This is a genomic window from Cardiobacteriaceae bacterium TAE3-ERU3, assembly GCA_019218315.1.
Classification (GTDB): Bacteria; Pseudomonadota; Gammaproteobacteria; order Cardiobacteriales; family Cardiobacteriaceae; genus JAHUUI01.
Genome location: JAHUUI010000002.1, coordinates 399683 through 418207, shown reverse-complemented (window position 1 = coordinate 418207; position 18525 = coordinate 399683). Strand labels below are relative to the sequence as shown.

Annotated in this window: 12 protein-coding genes and 1 other RNA gene; 8 read left to right on the top strand and 5 right to left on the bottom strand. The window is 46.7% G+C overall.

The genetic code is table 11. The features are described from left to right. Position 1 precedes the first annotated feature (1 nt). The 3 genes from KRX19_05325 to KRX19_05315 all read right to left on the bottom strand — a co-directional run bounded on the left by KRX19_05325 (position 2) and on the right by KRX19_05315 (position 3962). Complete coding sequence (locus KRX19_05325; GenBank protein MBV7434445.1) at positions 2–592, bottom strand: LemA family protein; 591 nt, start codon at positions 590–592, stop codon at positions 2–4. A gap of 159 nt (positions 593–751) precedes the next feature. Next, the gene (locus tag KRX19_05320; protein ID MBV7434444.1) at positions 752–2155 is read right to left on the bottom strand and encodes a S41 family peptidase; all 1404 of its coding nucleotides are present in this window, start codon (positions 2153–2155) and stop codon (positions 752–754) included. 298 nt (positions 2156–2453) lie between these two features. Further along, the gene (locus KRX19_05315) at positions 2454–3962 is read right to left on the bottom strand and encodes an OmpP1/FadL family transporter (GenBank protein MBV7434443.1); all 1509 of its coding nucleotides are present in this window, start codon (positions 3960–3962) and stop codon (positions 2454–2456) included. Positions 3963–4424: 462 nt separating this feature from the next. Between KRX19_05315 and aceE the strand changes: the two genes are divergently transcribed. Both aceE and aceF read left to right on the top strand, forming a co-directional pair. Beyond that, positions 4425–7085, top strand: coding sequence for a pyruvate dehydrogenase (acetyl-transferring), homodimeric type (gene aceE, locus KRX19_05310; protein MBV7434442.1), 2661 nt, complete (start codon positions 4425–4427; stop codon positions 7083–7085). Positions 7086–7109: 24 nt separating this feature from the next. Next, positions 7110–8729, top strand: a complete 1620-nt coding sequence (gene aceF / locus KRX19_05305; protein ID MBV7434441.1) for a dihydrolipoyllysine-residue acetyltransferase — start codon at positions 7110–7112, stop codon at positions 8727–8729. A 149-nt stretch (positions 8730–8878) separates the two neighbouring features. Here the strand turns inward: aceF and ppsA are convergent, their stop codons facing one another. After that, a complete protein-coding gene (ppsA, locus tag KRX19_05300) occupies positions 8879–11251 on the bottom strand; it encodes a phosphoenolpyruvate synthase (protein MBV7434440.1) in 2373 nt (790 codons plus the stop codon). Between the two features lie 667 nt (positions 11252–11918). On the opposite strand from ppsA, the gene surE reads away from it, so the two are divergent. From surE to KRX19_05280, 4 genes are read left to right on the top strand one after another with little or no spacing between them, the layout of a single operon-like run. Then, positions 11919–12668 (top strand): 5'/3'-nucleotidase SurE, encoded by a 750-nt coding sequence (gene surE / locus KRX19_05295; protein MBV7434439.1) that lies wholly within the window; start codon positions 11919–11921, stop codon positions 12666–12668. A 5-nt stretch (positions 12669–12673) separates the two neighbouring features. Continuing rightward, the gene (locus tag KRX19_05290; protein MBV7434438.1) at positions 12674–13393 is read left to right on the top strand and encodes a peptidoglycan DD-metalloendopeptidase family protein; all 720 of its coding nucleotides are present in this window, start codon (positions 12674–12676) and stop codon (positions 13391–13393) included. A gap of 9 nt (positions 13394–13402) precedes the next feature. Beyond that, positions 13403–14014: an NUDIX domain-containing protein gene (locus tag KRX19_05285; GenBank protein MBV7434437.1), complete on the top strand. Its 612-nt coding sequence runs from the start codon at positions 13403–13405 to the stop codon at positions 14012–14014. A gap of 12 nt (positions 14015–14026) precedes the next feature. Further along, on the top strand, positions 14027–15574 hold the full coding sequence (locus tag KRX19_05280; protein ID MBV7434436.1) for a hypothetical protein: 1548 nt from the start codon (positions 14027–14029) through the stop codon (positions 15572–15574). A 76-nt stretch (positions 15575–15650) separates the two neighbouring features. Here KRX19_05280 and KRX19_05275 read toward each other — a convergent pair whose 3' ends face one another. Continuing rightward, positions 15651–15809, bottom strand: a complete 159-nt coding sequence (locus tag KRX19_05275; protein MBV7434435.1) for a YqaE/Pmp3 family membrane protein — start codon at positions 15807–15809, stop codon at positions 15651–15653. Between the two features lie 303 nt (positions 15810–16112). Here KRX19_05275 and ffs point away from each other — a divergent pair. Both ffs and dnaX read left to right on the top strand, forming a co-directional pair. Beyond that, positions 16113–16209, top strand: an RNA gene (gene ffs, locus KRX19_05270) — signal recognition particle sRNA small type. 140 nt (positions 16210–16349) lie between these two features. Beyond that, positions 16350–18524, top strand: coding sequence for a DNA polymerase III subunit gamma/tau (dnaX, locus tag KRX19_05265; protein MBV7434434.1), 2175 nt, complete (start codon positions 16350–16352; stop codon positions 18522–18524). Position 18525 lies beyond the last annotated feature (1 nt).

Genomic DNA, 18525 nt, shown 5'->3' with positions numbered 1-18525 from the left:
TTTAGCTGAAATCGATTTTGATCGCCTCACGTTTGTTCTTCATGTTTTCTATTTCCAGCCATTCATGGCTCTTGAAGCCGAACAACCCTGCAATGACGTTACTGGGAAAGGATTGTGTGCTGTTGTTGTACTGTTTGACATTGTCGTTGTAATGCTGGCGAGCAAATGCGATGCGGTTTTCTGTGCTGGAGATTTCTTCCTGCAATTCTCGCATTTGCTGGTCTGCTTTGAGTTCAGGATAGCTTTCAAAGGTTGCGTAAAGCGTACCAAGGCTCTTGCCTAGCGCTCCTTCAGCAGCTGAAAGTTTGCCAATATCAGGCAGCCCACCAGAGCCCGCTGTATTTTTTAATGCCGAGACAGCTTGATTGCGTGCCTGTGTAACTTGAGTGAGCGTATCTTGCTCGTGAGCCATGTAGCGTTTGGCAACCTCAACAAGATTGGGGATAAGATCGTGCCGCCGTGTGAGCTGGATGTCTATTTGTGCAAAAGCATTTTTAATGTCGTTACGTTCGCGTATCAGTGTGTTATAGATACCGACTGCAACAAGTATGAGCAGAATGATTAGTAACAAAACAATAAGAAAAGCCCACATTTTTGCCATCCAATTGGTAGTTTATACAGGTAAATCATAGCATTTTTAAGTAACAAGAATGTATCATTATTCCAACTTTCAATAAGTTAAATGGTTTGGTCGGTAGGCTTATTGTTTACACCCATCAGCAGTTTGAATTAGCTACTGATGGGAGGTCTTTTAGCGGGAAATAATCATGGTATTAAGTATATTAAGGGCTTCGTAGAGCATGAAGTCTGATGTAGCTAAAGAGGCAATATTTTTATCTACAGTATTCTTACGATTGATTTGCTGTTCATTTTTTAGATGGTTGGGTAGGTTTGCTTCACTGGTCACATTGCTTTCTTTGACAATATTGGCTTCGATACTTGTCAGCTGGATATCAGGAGTGATACCTCGAGCCTGAATAAGATTATTCTTGGGTGTGTAATATTTCGCCGTAGTGAGCTTGATTGCTCCACCATCGTATAAAGGTATCAAGGTCTGTACACTGCCTTTACCGAATGTCTTTTGCCCAACGACTAACCCTCGGCGGTTCTCTTGTAGTGCTGCAGCGAGAATTTCAGCACTTGATGCGCTGCCACGGTTGACCATGACGACGATTGGCGCATTGTCAAGAATATCGCCTTCTTCGGCGCTGTAGCGTTGTTGCTCCATTTTCTCACGGTCACGTACCGAGAGGATGTCACCATCATTTAAGAAAAGATCAGCGCTACTGACGGCGCTAAGTAGATAGCCTCCCGGGTTGTTACGCAGGTCGAGGATGATACCTTTTAAGGTTTCTTTCTCTTGCAATTGGGTTATTGTGTCGCGTAGAGAATCGGTAGTGTCTTCTTGAAATTGGCTGATACGCAGTTGAACCACGCCAGGTGCCAGCCAATTTGCTGTGACACTGTTGGTTTGAATAATTTCACGGGTGAGGTTCATATTAATGACTTCATCACCACGCAATACACCCAATGCTATTTCAGTTTCAGGTTGCCCTTCGAGCATGGTAATTGCTTCTTGTAAGGTGATGTCCTGAACGGATTGCTGGTTGATGCTCGAAATGATGTCGCCACTTAACAATCCAGCCCGCTCAGCTGGGCTGCCAGGAATAGCTGAGATGACTTCAATGGCACCATTTTGAAAATCGAGTACGACGCCTATGCCTGCATATTCACCGTCTGTCTGCTCTTTAAAAGCCTGATATTCTTCTTCATTAAAATAAACAGAGTGTGGGTCCAGCCGACCAATCATGCCGCGAATAGCATTTTCTATCAAGACTTCGTTGCTGGCCTCTTCAATATAGTTTCTCTTGATGCTGTCAAATACATCGACGAAACGGCGTAAAGCATCGTAAGGAACTGCATCATTTTCCGGTGTGCTATCTTCCAAAGAAGTCAGGATTAATCGCTCATCTTCTTCACTGTCTAGTTCAGCCACTCCTTGTGGGAGTTCAGGTGGCGTCACTTCTTCTGCACTGGAGCTGTCGCTAGCTATCGCTGGTTCACTAAAGACGACGTTATCGGGCGCAAGTGGCCCCGAAGTTTGGGCAAAAACCAGTGTAGAAAAACAGGCTATAAATATGACAATTCGGTTCAAGATGATACCCATATTAATGGTAAAGGCGAAGGATAACATAAATACTAGAGGCTGATTGCGAGCATACTTTGTCGTAATTTATGCCTGTGGTGATTGATTGGGAGATAGGGTTTGTGTAGTGGTTAGAAGTGAAGTGTAAAGGCTGAGCTGGTGTACTTTTGGCTGTGTATTAGGCAGCTTTCTATATACAAGCATCGCTGATGCTATGCGGTAGATGGAAGCTTTGTTGTGACTAAAAAAGCACTTCCATGAAGTATGGAGAACCGTACGCCACGAGGGCGTACGGTAGTTTAGTTGTTTAGAAACGATAAGTGTATTGCAGGCCGAGGAAATGAGCATTGCTCTTGTAGTCTGCAGAAGCATTTGTACGGTCAGATACGCAGTTGATCGCACCCGGGCCGGCTTTAACTTTACCGCCACAGTAGCCAGTACTATCAACCTTGGCATCTTTGATGTGGATATAAGTGTAGGCAAAGTCGAGTGTTTGATTGTCATCGATGTCGTATTTAGCACCGAGAGAGAGCAGTAGTCGGTCATTGTCAGGCATGGTTGAAAGGCGATCTTCCGCACTGCGTACCGGAGATTGGTCATAGCCAATACCACCGCGTAATTGCCATTGATCATTCAACTGATAAGCACCACCGACGCTGACTTTATAGGTATCACGCCAGTTCGGCTTGAGCATGGTCGCGTTAGCCATGGTTCTGCCGCCGATTTGTGCATTAGGTACAGTCTTGGTATTTTCGTAATTGATATTGAGGTTATTGAATCGAGAATGACGTGTCCAGGTGACATCACCAAATAAGTCAACTTGTGGGCTGACTTTGAACATGCCATGTAGCGAGAGAGACTCTGGGGTAACAATCTTGACGGAAGCATTTTCCTCAGGTTTGTAGCCAGCATCATTCTGTACCATTTGAGTAATTGTAGCACCTGCTGGCAATGCACCATGTGGTGTTGGGATAAGTGTAGGATTACTAAATGTAGTACCTACTGGTGTCCATTTAGCCGTTCCTTTCAAAGTATGCTCGACTTTTGAACGATAGCTAAGGCCAATACGGGCATTGTCGTTAATATCCCACATCCAGCCTAGGCTATAACCAAAGCCCCAATCATTTCCTTCTATATCGACATTGATATCGCTGGCTCCACTAGGAGCAAGGGCTTGAGCCATAGCTGGGGGAACATGATGAGCTTGAAGTGCCCCTTGGATGGAAGGACCAAAATCAACTGTTTTACCAAGGCTTGCATTCATGTATTGGGCAAACACACCACCACCGATGCTATGGCCATTTTGGAAATCGTAAGCAATAGTTGGGTGAATATTGAAGGTTTTCATCTCGGTTTTCTTGACGCTGTAGCGCATGATGGATTTATCATCATATTCAGTGCCAGCACCAAAAGGTACGTAGACGCCAAGGCCTGCTGTCAGCTGAGGTGAGAACTGGTAGCTGGCGTAGAGGTGAGGTACAAAAATTGCAGATTTTGTGATTGAGCCTGAGCTCTCTCCTTTAATAGGTAGGCCTTGGCCTTTAGGGTTAAAGTATCCACCTTGTGCATTGCTATATTTGACACTAGGAAATGCAGTAATCAGGTTGCCTGTGATTTGTGTACCGCTCAATTTGCTAAGACCGGCTGGATTGTAAAAAATGGTTGCCGGGCTTGCTGCTTCGGCTGATGAGGCATTAGATGTCGCCTGAACGCTGACGCTTTGTGTGCCAAAATGATAGCCTGATGCCCAGGCAGATTGTGCAGCGATTGCTGTAATAATAATGGCTGAAAGAGTGCTAATGCGAAGGTGGTTCATATTCGTTCCTTATGTAGCTGCTATGATAAATTGTGGTGAGATTTTAGCTGGTATCTATAATTACTAGCAAGTATTTTTTGTAAAAATGAGACAAATTGTGCTCATTTTGTTTCAATTTTTATACACTCTACAATGTGCTAACGCTAATCCGTCGCTTAGTAGGGATGTTTGTTTTAGCATTAGTTATTTCGCTTTATAAGTTGATTATTTAAATCAATATGCTGTTATAGATTAAATTCAGTGCAGTGTTTTTTATCTTGCTGAATTTTCATTGGTTCTATAAAACGATGGATTTCATATGTCGTTGAATATGATTCATTCAGTTGTTTTTAGTCGTTAGTAGACCCCTTAATACCCTTTGGCATTGGCGTGTGGGTACGTTTTCTATGGGGCGTTTCGTGGTACAATTGGCCGGAGAAATGTAAATGGCTTCATGCCACACCCTGAATGGAGAGGACCGTTATGGCCACTGAAAAAAACCAAGATATTGATCCGCAAGAAACCAAAGAATGGTTAGCAGCGCTTGAGAGCGTTTTGCAAGCGGACGGAAATGAACGCGCACACTATATTCTCGAATCCCTGATTGAGCGTGCAAGTTTGGCTGGAATGGATTTACCATATAGTGCAAATACACCATATGTAAATACGATTCCACTTTCAAATCAGCCACCTTATCCGGGTGATACAGCCCTAGAACACAAAATTCGTGCTTACATTCGCTGGAATGCTTTGGCAATGGTGGTTAAAGCAGGCAAAACAACCAACGTTGGCGGGCATATTGCAAGTTTTGCTTCTGCAGCGACTTTGTATGAAGTCGGGCAGAACCACTTTTGGCGTGGTCATGAAGGCGACAATGGTGGAGACTTGATCTTCTTCCAAGGCCACTCAGCGCCGGGCTTTTATGCACGTGCCTATCTTGAAGGCCGCTTGACCGAAGAACAGCTAGATAATTTCCGTCAAGAAGCTGGTGGTAAAGGTTTATCATCTTATCCACATCCATGGTTGATGCCTGATTTCTGGCAGTTCCCAACCGTATCTATGGGTCTTGGCCCACTGATGGCAATTTATCAGGCACGTTTCATGCGTTATTTGCAAAGCCGTGGTCTGATCGAAAAGAATGACCGTAAAGTCTGGGCATTCTGTGGTGATGGCGAGATGGATGAACCAGAATCTCGCGGTGCAATTGGCCTGGCCGGTCGCGAAAACCTCAATAACCTTGTATTTGTTATCAACTGTAATTTGCAACGTCTTGATGGCCCAGTTCGTGGTAACGGTAAAATCGTTCAAGAATTGGAGTCTGAGTTCCGTGGTGCTGGCTGGAATGTGATCAAAGTCCTGTGGGGCAACCGTTGGGATGCTCTATTGGCGCGTGACACTGAAGGTCTACTGCGTAAGCGCATGATGGAAGTGCTTGACGGTGACTATCAGACCTTTAAATCCAAAGATGGCGCATATGTACGCGAATTTTTCTTCAATACACCTGAATTGAAGAAGATGGTTGCCGATATGTCCGATCAGGATATTTGGGAACTCAACCGCGGTGGTCACGATCCAGCGAAGATTTATGCTGCATACAAAGCTGCAATGGAAAGCAATAAACCGACTTTGATTCTTGCCAAGACCATCAAGGGCTACGGCATGGGTGGTACTGCCGAAGCACAAAACATTGCCCACCAAGCGAAGAAGATGGACATGGATCAGCTCAAGCGCTTCCGTGACCGTTTCCAGTTGCCGCTGAGTGACGAGCAAGTTGAAAAAGCCGAGTACCTCAAGCTGGAAAAAGACTCAAAAGCTTACGAGTACATGATGGAGCGCCGTAAAGAGTTGGAAGGATTTGTTCCATCTCGCCGTAGTAAATCTGCTTCGTTACCAGTGCCCAATCTTGAAGCATTCAGCGCTGTAACTGGTGCGACTAAAGAAGGTCGTGAAATTTCAACGACTATGGCATTTGTACGTATTCTGACTACTTTGCTGAAAGACAAGACGCTTGGTAAGCACATTGTGCCAATCGTACCTGATGAATCACGTACCTTCGGTATGGAAGGCATGTTCCGCCAGTACGGTATTTGGAATCCGCATGGTCAGCAATATACCCCTGCTGATGCTGAGCAGCTGATGTTCTATAAAGAAATGGAAGATGGTCAGATTCTGCAAGAAGGCATCAACGAAGCAGGTGGTATGAGTGATTGGATTGCAGCCGGTACTTCTTATTCAGTACACGGCGTACCAATGGTGCCATTCTTCATTTACTACTCAATGTTTGGCTTTCAGCGCTTCGGCGATTTGGCGTGGGCTGCTGGCGACCAGCGTGCACGCGGCTTCTTGCTTGGTGGTACAGCAGGTCGTACGACATTGAATGGAGAAGGTTTGCAGCACGAAGATGGCCACAGCCATATTTATGCGGCGACTGTACCAAATTGTGTACCCTATGACCCAACCTTTGCTTATGAAGTTGCGGTTATTATTCGTGATGGTTTGCGCCGTATGTATCAGGAGCAGGAAGATGTGTATTACTACATTACATTGCTCAATGAAAACTATGCGATGCCTGCAATGCCGGAAGGCTGTGAAGAAGGTATTCTCAAAGGTCTTTACCGCTTGCATAGCCATGAAGGCAAGAAGGGCCATGTCCAGCTGATGGGTTCTGGTTCTATCCTGATGGAAGTCATTGAAGGCGCGAAATTGCTTGAGCAGGATTGGGGTGTTGGTTCAGACGTCTGGAGTGCACCGTCATTCACATTACTGGCTCGCGATGGCCTGGAAACTGAACGCCACAACCGCCTGCATCCTGAAGGTGAGCAGAAGAAATCTTTCCTTGCAGAGCAGCTGGAAGGTACAGAAGGTCCAGTTATTGCTTCTACTGACTATGTACGCAACTTCGTTGAGCAAGTACGTGCATACTTGCCAGAAGAGCGCGATATGATTGTACTCGGTACTGATGGTTATGGTCGCTCTGATACTCGTGAAGCATTGCGCTCATTCTTCGAAGTTGATCGTTATCATGTTGTGGTCGCAGCTCTTGATGCATTGGCGAAAGAAGGCAAAATCAAGCCGAGTACTGTTGCCGAAGCCATTGCCAAATACGGCATTGATGCGGATGCAGTTTCTCCAACCAAACGCTAATCGGCCAAGAGAGGACAAGAAATTATGAGTATTCAAATTCGTGTACCCGATATTGGCGACTTTGATGCGGTAGACGTTATCGAAGTACTGATCAATGAAGGGGATGAAATCCAGGCCGAGCAATCGGTCCTGGTATTGGAATCCGATAAAGCTTCAATGGAAGTGCCTGCTGAGCAGGGTGGTAAAGTGACCAAGGTGTTGGTCAAAGTCGGTGATCAGGTCAAAGAAGGTGATGTGATTGCTGAGTTGGAAGCTGCAGAAGGCGCTGCTGATTCAGCCGATAATAGTAATGAGGCTGCTGTTGAGCAGCAGCCAGAAGCATCTTCACAGGAAGAAAGCACTGGTGGTGAAACCCAGCCGCTGACTGTTCCAGATATTGGTGATTTTGACGCAGTTGACGTGATCGAAGTCAACGTCGAAGTCGGTGACCAAGTGGAAGCTGAGCAGGGTATTATTACGCTTGAGTCTGATAAGGCTTCTATGGAAGTTCCTTCACCATCTAAAGGTGAAATCGTCTCACTCAGCGTAAAAGTTGGTGACAAGGTTGCAACCGGTGATGTGATTGGTGAAATCCGCGTTGGTGGCGGAGCTAAGCAGGCTCAGCCAGCAGCCAAAGCTGAAAAAGTTGCGGAAAAACCAGCTGAAAAGCAGGAAGCGAAAGCAGAAAGCAAACCAGCCGAGTCTAAGCAACAGCAAGCACCTGCAAGCCAAAAGATCGACGAAGAGTCATTTAGTAAAGCACATGCCAGCCCGTCAGTGCGTCGTTTCGCGCGTGAGCTTGGTGCAGATCTTGGTAAGGTAAAAGGTAGTGGTCGTAAAGGCCGTATCCTTGAAGATGACGTTAAAGCGTTCATCAAGCAAGCCTTGGCAAGCGGTGGTGCTAGTGCCAACGCTGCCACCCAAGGTAGCGGTATTCCACCAATTCCTGCTGTCGATTTCAGTAAGTTTGGTGAAGTTGAAGAGCAGAAGTTGTCGCGTATCAATATTCTGACTGGTGAAGCGATGACGCGTTGCTGGTTGAATATTCCGCACGTTACCCAGCATGATCTTGCTGACATCACAGAACTGGAAGCATTCCGCAAGTCGCTTAAAGCCGAAGCTGAAAAGCGCGGAGTTCGTGTCACTATGTTGGCATTCTTGATGAAAGCATTGGCTAAAGCATTACAAGAGCTGCCGCGCTTTAATTCTTCATTGTCACCGGACAAAAAATCTCTGATCCTGAAGAAATATATCCATATCGGTATTGCAGTTGATACGCCAAATGGCTTGGTTGTACCAGTTATCCGTGATGTGGATAAGAAAGGCATTTACGAGTTGTCAGAAGATTTGATGGCAATGAGTAAAAAGGCGCGTGATGGTAAGCTTAGTCCATCTGACATGCAGGGCGCGTCTATGACTATTTCCAGCCTTGGCGGTATCGGTGGAACTTACTTCACACCAATCGTCAATGCGCCGGAAGTTGCTATTCTTGGTGTATCTCGTTCAAGCATGCAGCCAGTCTGGAATGGTAAAGAATTTGAGCCACGCCTGATGTTGCCGATGTCTTTGTCTTACGACCACCGCGTCATTGACGGGGCTCTTGCAGCACGCATGACGGTACTGCTGGGTCAATTGCTCAGTGATATGAAGCGTAGCTTGTTGTAAATAAGCTATAGCGTCAAAAACCCGGCTTCGGCCGGGTTTTTTGTGCGTTTTAGATCCTGCAAAACAGTAATCAAAGTGGTCTAAATAAGCTAATGCTTTATTTGGACTGCCATATCTGCTTTGCAGTACTCACTACAATTAAGCTAGGTCTATTTTGTTTGGCTGGCAAGGTATAGCCATGTTGGTACAACAGAATCTGGGTTGAGTGATACTGTGCTGATGCCTTGCTCTTTAAGCCAATGTGCTAGCTCAGGATGGTCGGAAGGACCTTGTCCACAAATACCGATGTACTTATTGTGCTTGCGGCATGCGGTAATTGCCATCGACATCATGGCTTTGACGGCGGGGTTTCGCTCATCGAATAAATGTGAGATAAGGCCGCTATCACGATCAAGCCCAAGTGAAAGTTGGGTCATGTCGTTGGAACCGATTGAAAAGCCGTCAAAGTGTTCGAGGAAATCTTCAGCGAGTACAGCATTGGATGGCAGCTCACACATCATAATCAGCTTGAGTCCATTTTTACCACGCTCGAGTCCGTTGTCACGCAAGATCTCGATGACTTGTGCCGCTTCATCAGGAGTGCGGACAAAAGGAATCATTAGCTGCACATTGGTGAAGCCCATTTCTTCACGTACTTTTCGCATTGCTTGACACTCAAGATCAAAGCAGGCGCGGAAATCAGCCGATGTATAGCGTGATGCGCCGCGCCAGCCAAGCATTGGATTTTCTTCGTCTGGTTCGTAGGCTTCGCCACCAATGAGGTTGGCGTATTCATTGGACTTAAAGTCAGACATACGCACGATGATGGGCTTATCGGCAAAGGCGCAAGCGATGGTAGCAACTCCCTCAGCAATACGGTCGACGTAGAAGCTGACGGGATCTGGGTAGGCTGCAGTCAGTTCACTGATTTCACTTTTGAGGTCGTTATCAAGGCTGTCAAAGTCGAGTAGGGCGCGCGGGTGAATACCGATCATGCGGTTAATGATGAACTCAAGGCGAGCAAGGCCAACACCTGCATTGGGTAGTTGTGCAAAGTCGAAGGCACGATCAGGGTTGCCGACATTCATCATGATTTTGAAGCCGATATCGGGCAAGCTGTCGAGCTCGCGCTGCTCATGACTGTAGTCTAGCGTGCCTTCGTAGATGTAGCCAGTGTCACCTTCAGCACAAGATACAGTGACTTGCGCACCATCTTGTAGCGTTTTAGTAGCATCACCGCAGCCAACTACTGCAGCCACACCGAGTTCACGGGCAATGATTGCAGCGTGACAAGTACGCCCACCACGATTGGTAACGATAGCAGCCGCACGCTTCATCACTGGTTCCCAGTCGGGGTCAGTCATGTCTGATACGAGAATATCACCGGGTTTAACACTGTCCATGTCATCCAAGCCTTTGACAATACGCACAGTACCAGTGGCAATGCGGCTGCCAATTGCGCGACCACTGCAAAGTGCATTGCCACTTTCGTTAAGCAGGTAGCGCTCGACAACATTGCTGTTCTCGCGGCTTTTGACAGTTTCAGGGCGTGCTTGCAAAATATAAAGTTTACCGTCTAGGCCATCTTTGCCCCACTCAATATCCATGGGGCAACCATAATGTTTTTCGATGATAATAGCTTGACGGGCGAGAAATTCGAGATCTTCATCATTGAGTGCGTAGCGCAAAGTGTCCTGATAGGGAACTGGCTCGATGGCAACTGTTTTATCACTTTCGCCAGTAGCGTAAACCATGCGTTCAGCTTTACTGCCGAGTGAACGACGTACGACGGCTGGGCGGTTTGCTTCGAGGGTGGCTTTATGTACATAGTATTCATCAGGATTCACTGCACCTTGAACGACCATTTCACCCAAGCCATATGAGGCTGTGATGAGGATGACATCGCGGAAGCCTGATTCGGTATCTAAGGTGAACATGACGCCGCTAGATGCTTTATCTGAACGCACCATGCGCTGTATGCCAGCGGATAATGCAACGTCATCGTGGGCAAAGCCTTGGTGAACGCGGTAAGAAATGGCACGGTCATTGTACAGCGAGGCGAAGACTTCTTTTACTGCTTGCAGGATGTTATCGATGCCGCTGACATTGAGCATAGTTTCTTGCTGTCCGGCAAAGGACGCATCAGGCAAATCTTCAGCTGTTGCTGAAGAGCGAACGGCAAATGAAACGCCATTGCCTGAGTTTGCGACAAAGTCAGCGTGATGCTGGCGAATTTCCTTCTCAAGCTGCTCGGGGAAAGGCGCGTCGATAATCCATTTACGAATGGTTTTGCCTGCATCTGTCAAAGCGCTAATGTTATCTACGTCAAGTGCACTCAGGCGCTCATTAATTTTTTCACGTAAGTTGCTGGTATCCAAAAAAGCCCAAAATGCTTCCGCTGTCGTGGCGAATCCATCAGGAACCTGTACACCAAGTTCAGTGAGATGACTGATCATTTCACCAAGAGAAGCATTTTTGCCACCAACAGAATCTACATCATGTCGGCTGAGTTGTGAAAAAGGAAGTACCAGCGCCATCGTCATACCTCGTTTGAATTTTAAAACGTTAAATTAATCCTACTGTAAATAGCATCTAATGAAAACCATTACTTTTATATGGGAAGTTTGCGTGTAAAAAACTGCTTGGAAAATATTGATTGGTTATTTAATTTCTGTAGATTAACTCAATTAAGGCTGATCAGTGCTAACGTTGGATGACAGCAAACACTGAGCCTGTATTACTTAATATAACTAGGGATTAAGCTTTTATTGAGTGCCTTGATATGCAAATTGGCTGATCATTTGCATCTACATCGCAGCTAAATAAAAAGTGCCAAGCCCGTAAACTGTTTGGATCGACTAATTCTATAGCGGTTGCAATAAAGTGAGATCAAGGGCAGTAGAGAATATTATGGCTGTGTAGTGGTCGATAGTTATTTACTGATTTATTGGTTCTGAACTTTTTGCTATGAAGATTGCCTATTAGGTGGCTTTGAGTTGCCGTTTGGTAAAGCAAGATAGGCACATCTACTTTATACGGATATATGTGGCTATGCATAAGTGTTATGATATAACACTTTATAATATGCGCTCGATGAAATAGCCGAAAAAGTGAGCTTAGAATAAAGCCCTTGAAGCTAATGTGATATTCATTGTGTATTGGTGTGGGCTTGCGCTAAACTGGCTAACGTTTTTCTTTGCGAGAAAGGGTATGTTTTTATTATTGTCCAACGATGATGGTTATCTTTCCGAAGGCCTACGCCTGATGGCCAAGGCGCTGGAAAAAGAGGTTGAGCGTTTGGTGGTAATGGCTCCAGATCGCGATTGTAGTGGTGCGAGCCATTCCCTGACACTACGTCGTCCACTGACCGTAACTCGCCATGATGAGGTTATTCACAGTGTTGATGGGACGCCATCAGATTGTGTGAACCTTGCCCTAAGTGGTTATTTTGATGAACAACCACAGATGGTGATTTCTGGCATCAATCGTGGCGCTAATCTTGGTGATGATGTGATGTACTCTGGTACGGTGGCTGCTGCATTTGAAGGGCGGCATCTCGGTTTACCCGCAATTGCTGTTTCTTGCGATTCCCATCATCCAGAGCACTTTGCTGATGCTGTTATGGTTGTCGTTGATTTGTTCCGCCATTTGCGTGCCCACCCGCTTCCAGCAAATACACTGCTCAATGTTAATATCCCTGACTTGCCATACTCCGAAATCAAAGGTTTTCGCACTACAACTTTAGGTTCTCGTAGTAAAGCTGGTGCGTTAATTGAAACGAAAGATCCTCGCGGACGTAAAATGTATTGGATTGGCCCACCTGGCGAAGTAAATGATGAAGGTGAAGAAACAGATTTTCATGCAGTTACAAACGGTTACGTATCGATTACACCGTTACAATTTGATTTAACCCGCCATCGTCAGTTAGATGATGTTCGTGGATGGTTGGAGGATATATGAGCCATATGGCAATAAAAAAGCATACCCGCAAGCAAAGCACAACTCTGTATCATGCTGCTATAGCCACATTGGCGCTGTTTAGTTTTGCCTGCTCTTCAGGGGGATCAAAAGCCTACCAATTGCATGGTGAGCGAGGTGCTCTGGCAGCAAAAGGAAGCTATACCATCAAGCGTGGTGATACTTTGTTTGGTATAGCTTGGCGGCACGGTCTTGATTTGCAGGAATTGGCGCGCTGGAATGGGATTGATAATCCGAACCGGATTTTGGCGGGAAGTAAGCTGCGCTTGGAGCCGCCAACTGGCGTTGCACGTAAGCGCGTAGTAGCGCCAAAAGTCACTAAAGCTGGTTTGTCAGATTGGCAGTGGCCTGTTCGTGGTCAAGTATCTCGTGAATTTGATGCAAATAAGCCAGGCCATCAGGGCATGAAAATTAGCGGCAGTATGGGGCAGCCTATTTATGCTGCGAGTAGTGGTACAGTTGCTTATAGTGGTACAGGGCTTTCCGGCTTTGGTCGCATGGTTATTATTAATCATGGTAATAACACACTTTCAGCTTATGGCTATTTACAGCAAGCGATGGTTAATGAGCACCAGAAAGTACAAAAAGGCCAACAGATTGCCACAATGGGGATTAGCCCACAAAATACGCCGTCACTGCATTTTGAAACGAGAAAACAGGGTAAACCGGTTAATCCATATGGTTTTATCGGTACAGTGCCACGCTGAGGAATGACGATGCAATATCAGTTCAAGGTGCTTAAAGAAGAGGATGTCTACCGCGGCTTTTTCAAACTGCGCCGCTATGAGGTGGATTTTGAACTGTTTCGTGGTGGGTGCAGTGGTCCGGTTATGCGTGAGTGCTCGGCGACCAGTGGGTTTGTTGTGGTGGCGCTACCCTATGATCCGGTAAAAGAAGAATTCTTGTTGATAGAGCAGTTTCGCATTGGTGCGATGGTTGCAGGGCATCATCCATGGCAGCTTGAGGCTGTAGCCGGCTTTATGGATAAGCCAGGGGAAACACCGGATGAATGTATTCAGCGTGAATTAGAAGAAGAAGTTGGCTTGCGTGCTGAGGCATTGGAGTATGTGGAAACCTATTTTGGTAGCCCCGGAGGTAGTGCGGGCCAGACTCACTTTTATTTTGCCCGAGTTGATACTGATGCCGCGGCACGTTATACAGGTCTGCTAGAGGAAGGCGAGGATATTCTTGTTCATCGTGTTCCCTATGACACAGCTTTGAGTTGGCTGCTGAATGGTGAGATTAAAAATGCCACCTTGATTTTAGCCTTGCAGGCATTTTTATTGCGTAAAACACTGTCTACGCATCTTGAAAAATGGATTAAATAAAGAGGAAACCACATGTCATTTAAATTCTCGCCACTAAGTCTTTCAACACTTTTTGTACTACATATATGTACTGGTGCAGCTGTCGCACAAAATAGCCAACAAAAGTGTGATGAGCAGGCGATGAGCGAATTACTGCGTGTGGATGAAGCGAGTAACCTTGATCGCTTTAGCCAAGCTTGTGGAGATAGCGTTGCTGATCCACGGGGCTTTACTTTATATGATCGTGCAAGGCTTGCCGGCAGCACGAATATAGCCAATGCGCTCAGTAAGGAAAATCGTTACAACGAAGGCAGCTACAGCCCGGCGATGGGTAAGCTAATCCAGACTGGATTGCGTTTTTTAAATTTTGATGCAGGTATTATTGATGGTGATTTGGGTGATCGCAGCCTGGCCGCCATACAGCGCTATCAAAAAAAATATGGTTTTAGTGAAGATGGAAAATTGCATAACGATTGGTTGGCCGATTTCTATCGCCGTGTGATCAAGAAAACGCAGCAGGAATTGACGGATCTTGGATTTGATGCAGGTGGGGCAGATGGCATTATCGGGCCAAATACCATCACTGCTTTGCAGGCATTCCGTCAAGAGCGGCAGTTACCTGTTGCCGATTATCGCCAAATTGATGGTCAGCTGCTTTATCAGTTGATGATGATGGAGCATGAAAAGAACAAAAAAGAATTAGCCAAACGCGATGCGGAGCGTGCTGCACGCCGCGCTGCACAAGAAGCTGCGCGACGTAAGGAAATTGCGCGAGCACGCGAAGAGGCGCAGCGTAGAGCGGAAGCTGAGCGTCGTGCAGCAGAAGCTGCTGCGATTGCAGCGGAGCAACAGCGTGAAGCTGAAGAAAGAAGATTGAAACTGCTCGACATTGCTGCAGAAAAGAATCAGGCAGAAGAACGCCTGGCTGCAGAACAACGCGCTCAGGCACTGGCCTTGAAGCAGCAACAAGTGCAGGCTCAGCAAGCAGCAGAAGCACAGGCACGTGCGCAGCAAGAAAGTGCACAGCGTGCGGCTGAGGAAGCGCGTCAGCAACAACAAGCTCAAGCTGCACGTCAGCAAGCATTAGTTGAGGCACAGGCCAAAGCCGAAGCCGAACGAGCTAAAGCAGCAGCGGAGCAAGCGAGGATTGCACAAGAAAAAGCAGCTGCTGAGCGTGCCGCAGCTGAGCAAAAGGCCAGAGAGGAACAAGCACGCCAAGCAGCCTTGGCTGCTAAAGCTGCGGAAGAGCAAGCTGCACGTGAAGCTGCAGCATCTGCAAAAGCTGCAGAGCAGGCGCGTAGGGAAGCACAGAAGGCACTTCGCGCAGCGAAGAATGACCAGCCTGTTGAGCTTAGCCAGGATATGGTTCGTGCTACATCAGTGCAAGGCGCAGTACCTACAGGAAAAGGATTCAGCGAATTAAAAGGGATATTGCAATTTAGCAGCCCAACGACGTGTACTGTAGCTGGGCAGCCGATTGAGTCAAGCTGGTGTGAGTCTTATCATCCTAGTGGAAATGGTAAGCAGTGTACCGTGGTTATGAGTAAGTCAGGGTTAGTACTCAGTTTCTTATGTGACTAATTACGTGGTTTATTTGTTATCCCAAATGAAAAAGACCGGCAATGAGCCGGTCTTTTTACTGCTTCGCGCAAACTTATTAGCGTTTGGCGATGATGTAAACTGCATGGACGATCCCAGGAATATAGCCGAGCAGCGTCAGTAGGAGGTTAATCCAAAAGTCCTTGCCAAGGCCGACTTGCAAGAAAACGCCCAATGGTGGAATAAAAATAGCGATAATAATACGTAAAAGATCCATGTTTTCTCCTAAATATCAATGTAATGTATGGTTTGTACTGTATTTGTTGACTGTTTTTTGTCAAAGTTTGTACAACCAATTTATGCTACTGGAAAAGTATATTCAGCCAGCAAATTGGGGGCAAAAGCATACAGGAAACAAAGAGATCCTAAAAGTTACAGACTCCCCATATACTTCGGCGTTATTCTTAACTGAAAGGTAATGCAAAGGGTTAATTGGCAATAGAAAGTTATCTTGTGGCTACGGCAAAGGCACAACCCATTTGACACTATCGTGAATTGCTCTATAATTCGCCTCTGGTCTGCATTGGCGCTTCGCGACGGTGCGCCGCGAACCCCGCCAGGTCCGGAAGGAAGCAACGGTAGCGGTTTAACTGGGCGCCGAAGAATGCTGGTGCAGGCCTCTCTTTTCAGGATAGAATTTGTCCCAATAGTGGATAGTCATCTACCAGCCATGCAGCGCGTGTTTGTTCAAGTTCGTTGAGCGAAACCAAGTTAGCTGCTGCGAATCAGCAAAGGCTGCCAAACCCAAGTTGAGAGTATGTATCAAGTATTAGCACGCAAGTGGCGGCCGAAAAATTTTCATGAACTGGTTGGTCAGCAGCATGTTACGCAGGCATTGACCTATGCACTTGATCACGACCGTATCCACCACGCATATCTGTTTACCGGTACCCGAGGTGTCGGCAAAACAACTATTGCACGCATTTTTGCTAAATCCCTAAATTGCTTGACTAATGGCGTCAGTGCTGAGCCTTGCGGTGAGTGCGAACATTGTCGTGAGATTGATCAAGGCCGCTTTCCCGATTTAATTGAGGTGGATGCAGCGTCGAGAACCGGCGTTGATGATACTCGTGAGCTGCTTGATAACGTCCCTTATGCACCGGTTAAAGGGCGCTATAAAGTTTATCTGATTGATGAAGTGCACATGTTTTCACGCAGCAGCTTTAATGCACTGCTTAAAACGCTGGAAGAGCCACCTAAACACGTCAAATTTATTCTCGCGACGACAGATCCGCAAAAAATGCCTGCTACGGTGCTGTCTCGTTGCTTACAATTTCATTTAAAAAACATGACCAGTGCGCAGATCGTTGCGCATTTGCAGGCAATTCTTGACCACGACAATATTGAGTATGAGCAAGACGGATTAAAACTGCTTGCAGAGGCTGGCTCAGGCAGTATGCGTGATAGTTTGAGCTTGCTCGACCAAGCCATTGCATATGGGCGAGGAGCTATCAGCAGTAAAGACGTCGCACAATTGCTTGGTGCAGTACCTGCACAGCAACTTCGAGCCATCATGGGTACTTTGGCTGATGCAGACGCACCAGCTTTACGTGGCGTACTGCATACGCTTGATGAGTTTGCTCCTGACTATCAAGATTTACTCAAGCGCTTGCTTTATCAGCTGCAGGAAGTGACGATCGCGCAGCTCGATGCGGAACGTTTTAGTGGAGAAATTGATGATGAGATCAAACTACTAGCAGAGCGGCTGCCCGTGGAGCTGGTGCAGCTGTGGTATCAGATTGCAACTGATGGCTGGCAAAGCCTTGCTTACCAGCCTGATGTACGCTTGGCTGTGGAAATGATCTTACTGCGCATGATTGCTTTGCGCCCACTTTTACCGACAGCTGATCCGGCAACGTTGCGTGAGATTCCTCCTGTTGCACCTGCTTCACCGGGCAAGCAGGTAGAGACGCTTGATGATCTTGAGGCGATGCTTAAAGAAAAAGATAGCGACGAAGCAAGCTCGGCAGAAAAAAAAACAGATGAATTACAACCGGTAGTGCACAACGCTGTGCAGAGTGGCAATGAGGTTAATCAAGTACAAGCCGCAGCACCGCCAATTTCAGATGATGAATTGCCACCTCCGTGGGTTAGTGCGCCAAATTATGGCGATACTGAGGTGTCCCATGAGCCTGAGCCATCTACAAGCTTTGATCATGGCGAAGAAAATGAGGCTGATAGCGAGCCTGTCAAAGCAATAGATAGTGACAACGCGATGGAAACCAAGTCGCCAGTGGTCACAACGAATCTTACCAAGCAGCAAGATGCTGATCGTTCTGCGGTGAGTAATTTTGTGCCCAATGACGAGAACGTAGCGCCAGAAGAAATGGCTTCAGCAAAAGTAGAAAATGCTTCGCCTGATGAGAATATTGAGCCAGTACCTGAGCAGGTGCAAGCTCAAGAAGAACCAACAGAATATTCGTCAGTAAAGAGTGAGAGAGATCACGCTGTACTCAGTGACGCAGAACCTGAAGCGAATAGCAATAATCAGCGCATTGAGGAAGTAAGTATCGGGCTGGATGACTGTGCGAAAGATCCTTATGCTTGGGCACAGCTGACGACAATATTGGATTTGCCAGGTGCAGCCGGCGTCATTGCAGAGCATAGCGTGGTGCTTGGTTGGCATCCACCGCAGTTAACCCTTGGTTTGGCTGATGGTGCGATGATGCTTGCCGGTGAAGATGAGACTATTGCGTTGCTGTCAGAGTCATTAACAGCTTATACACAGGCTAAATGTGAGGTGGTTTGTGTGGCGGATGCAGCGCACGAAACGCCGGCCATATTACAAGAGCAAGCGATTATAGATGAGCGCAACCGCGCAGAAGCAGCTATGCACGCTCATCCCGTCGTTAAAGATTTACAGAGGCGCCTGGGGGCTGTGATTGTTCCGGGCAGTATCGTTTCCCTTAAACCAAAATATAACAGGAGCTAAA

Coding starts and splice junctions, on each gene's coding strand:
- dnaX (MBV7434434.1), top strand. CDS start 16,350: ATGTATCAAGTATTAGCACGCAAGTGGCGGCCGAAAAATTTTCATGAA.
- KRX19_05325 (MBV7434445.1), bottom strand. CDS start 592: ATGTGGGCTTTTCTTATTGTTTTGTTACTAATCATTCTGCTCATACTT.
- KRX19_05315 (MBV7434443.1), bottom strand. CDS start 3,962: ATGAACCACCTTCGCATTAGCACTCTTTCAGCCATTATTATTACAGCA.
- KRX19_05285 (MBV7434437.1), top strand. CDS start 13,403: ATGCAATATCAGTTCAAGGTGCTTAAAGAAGAGGATGTCTACCGCGGC.
- aceE (MBV7434442.1), top strand. CDS start 4,425: ATGGCCACTGAAAAAAACCAAGATATTGATCCGCAAGAAACCAAAGAA.
- KRX19_05290 (MBV7434438.1), top strand. CDS start 12,674: ATGGCAATAAAAAAGCATACCCGCAAGCAAAGCACAACTCTGTATCAT.
- surE (MBV7434439.1), top strand. CDS start 11,919: ATGTTTTTATTATTGTCCAACGATGATGGTTATCTTTCCGAAGGCCTA.
- ppsA (MBV7434440.1), bottom strand. CDS start 11,251: ATGACGATGGCGCTGGTACTTCCTTTTTCACAACTCAGCCGACATGAT.
- aceF (MBV7434441.1), top strand. CDS start 7,110: ATGAGTATTCAAATTCGTGTACCCGATATTGGCGACTTTGATGCGGTA.
- KRX19_05275 (MBV7434435.1), bottom strand. CDS start 15,809: ATGGATCTTTTACGTATTATTATCGCTATTTTTATTCCACCATTGGGC.
- KRX19_05280 (MBV7434436.1), top strand. CDS start 14,027: ATGTCATTTAAATTCTCGCCACTAAGTCTTTCAACACTTTTTGTACTA.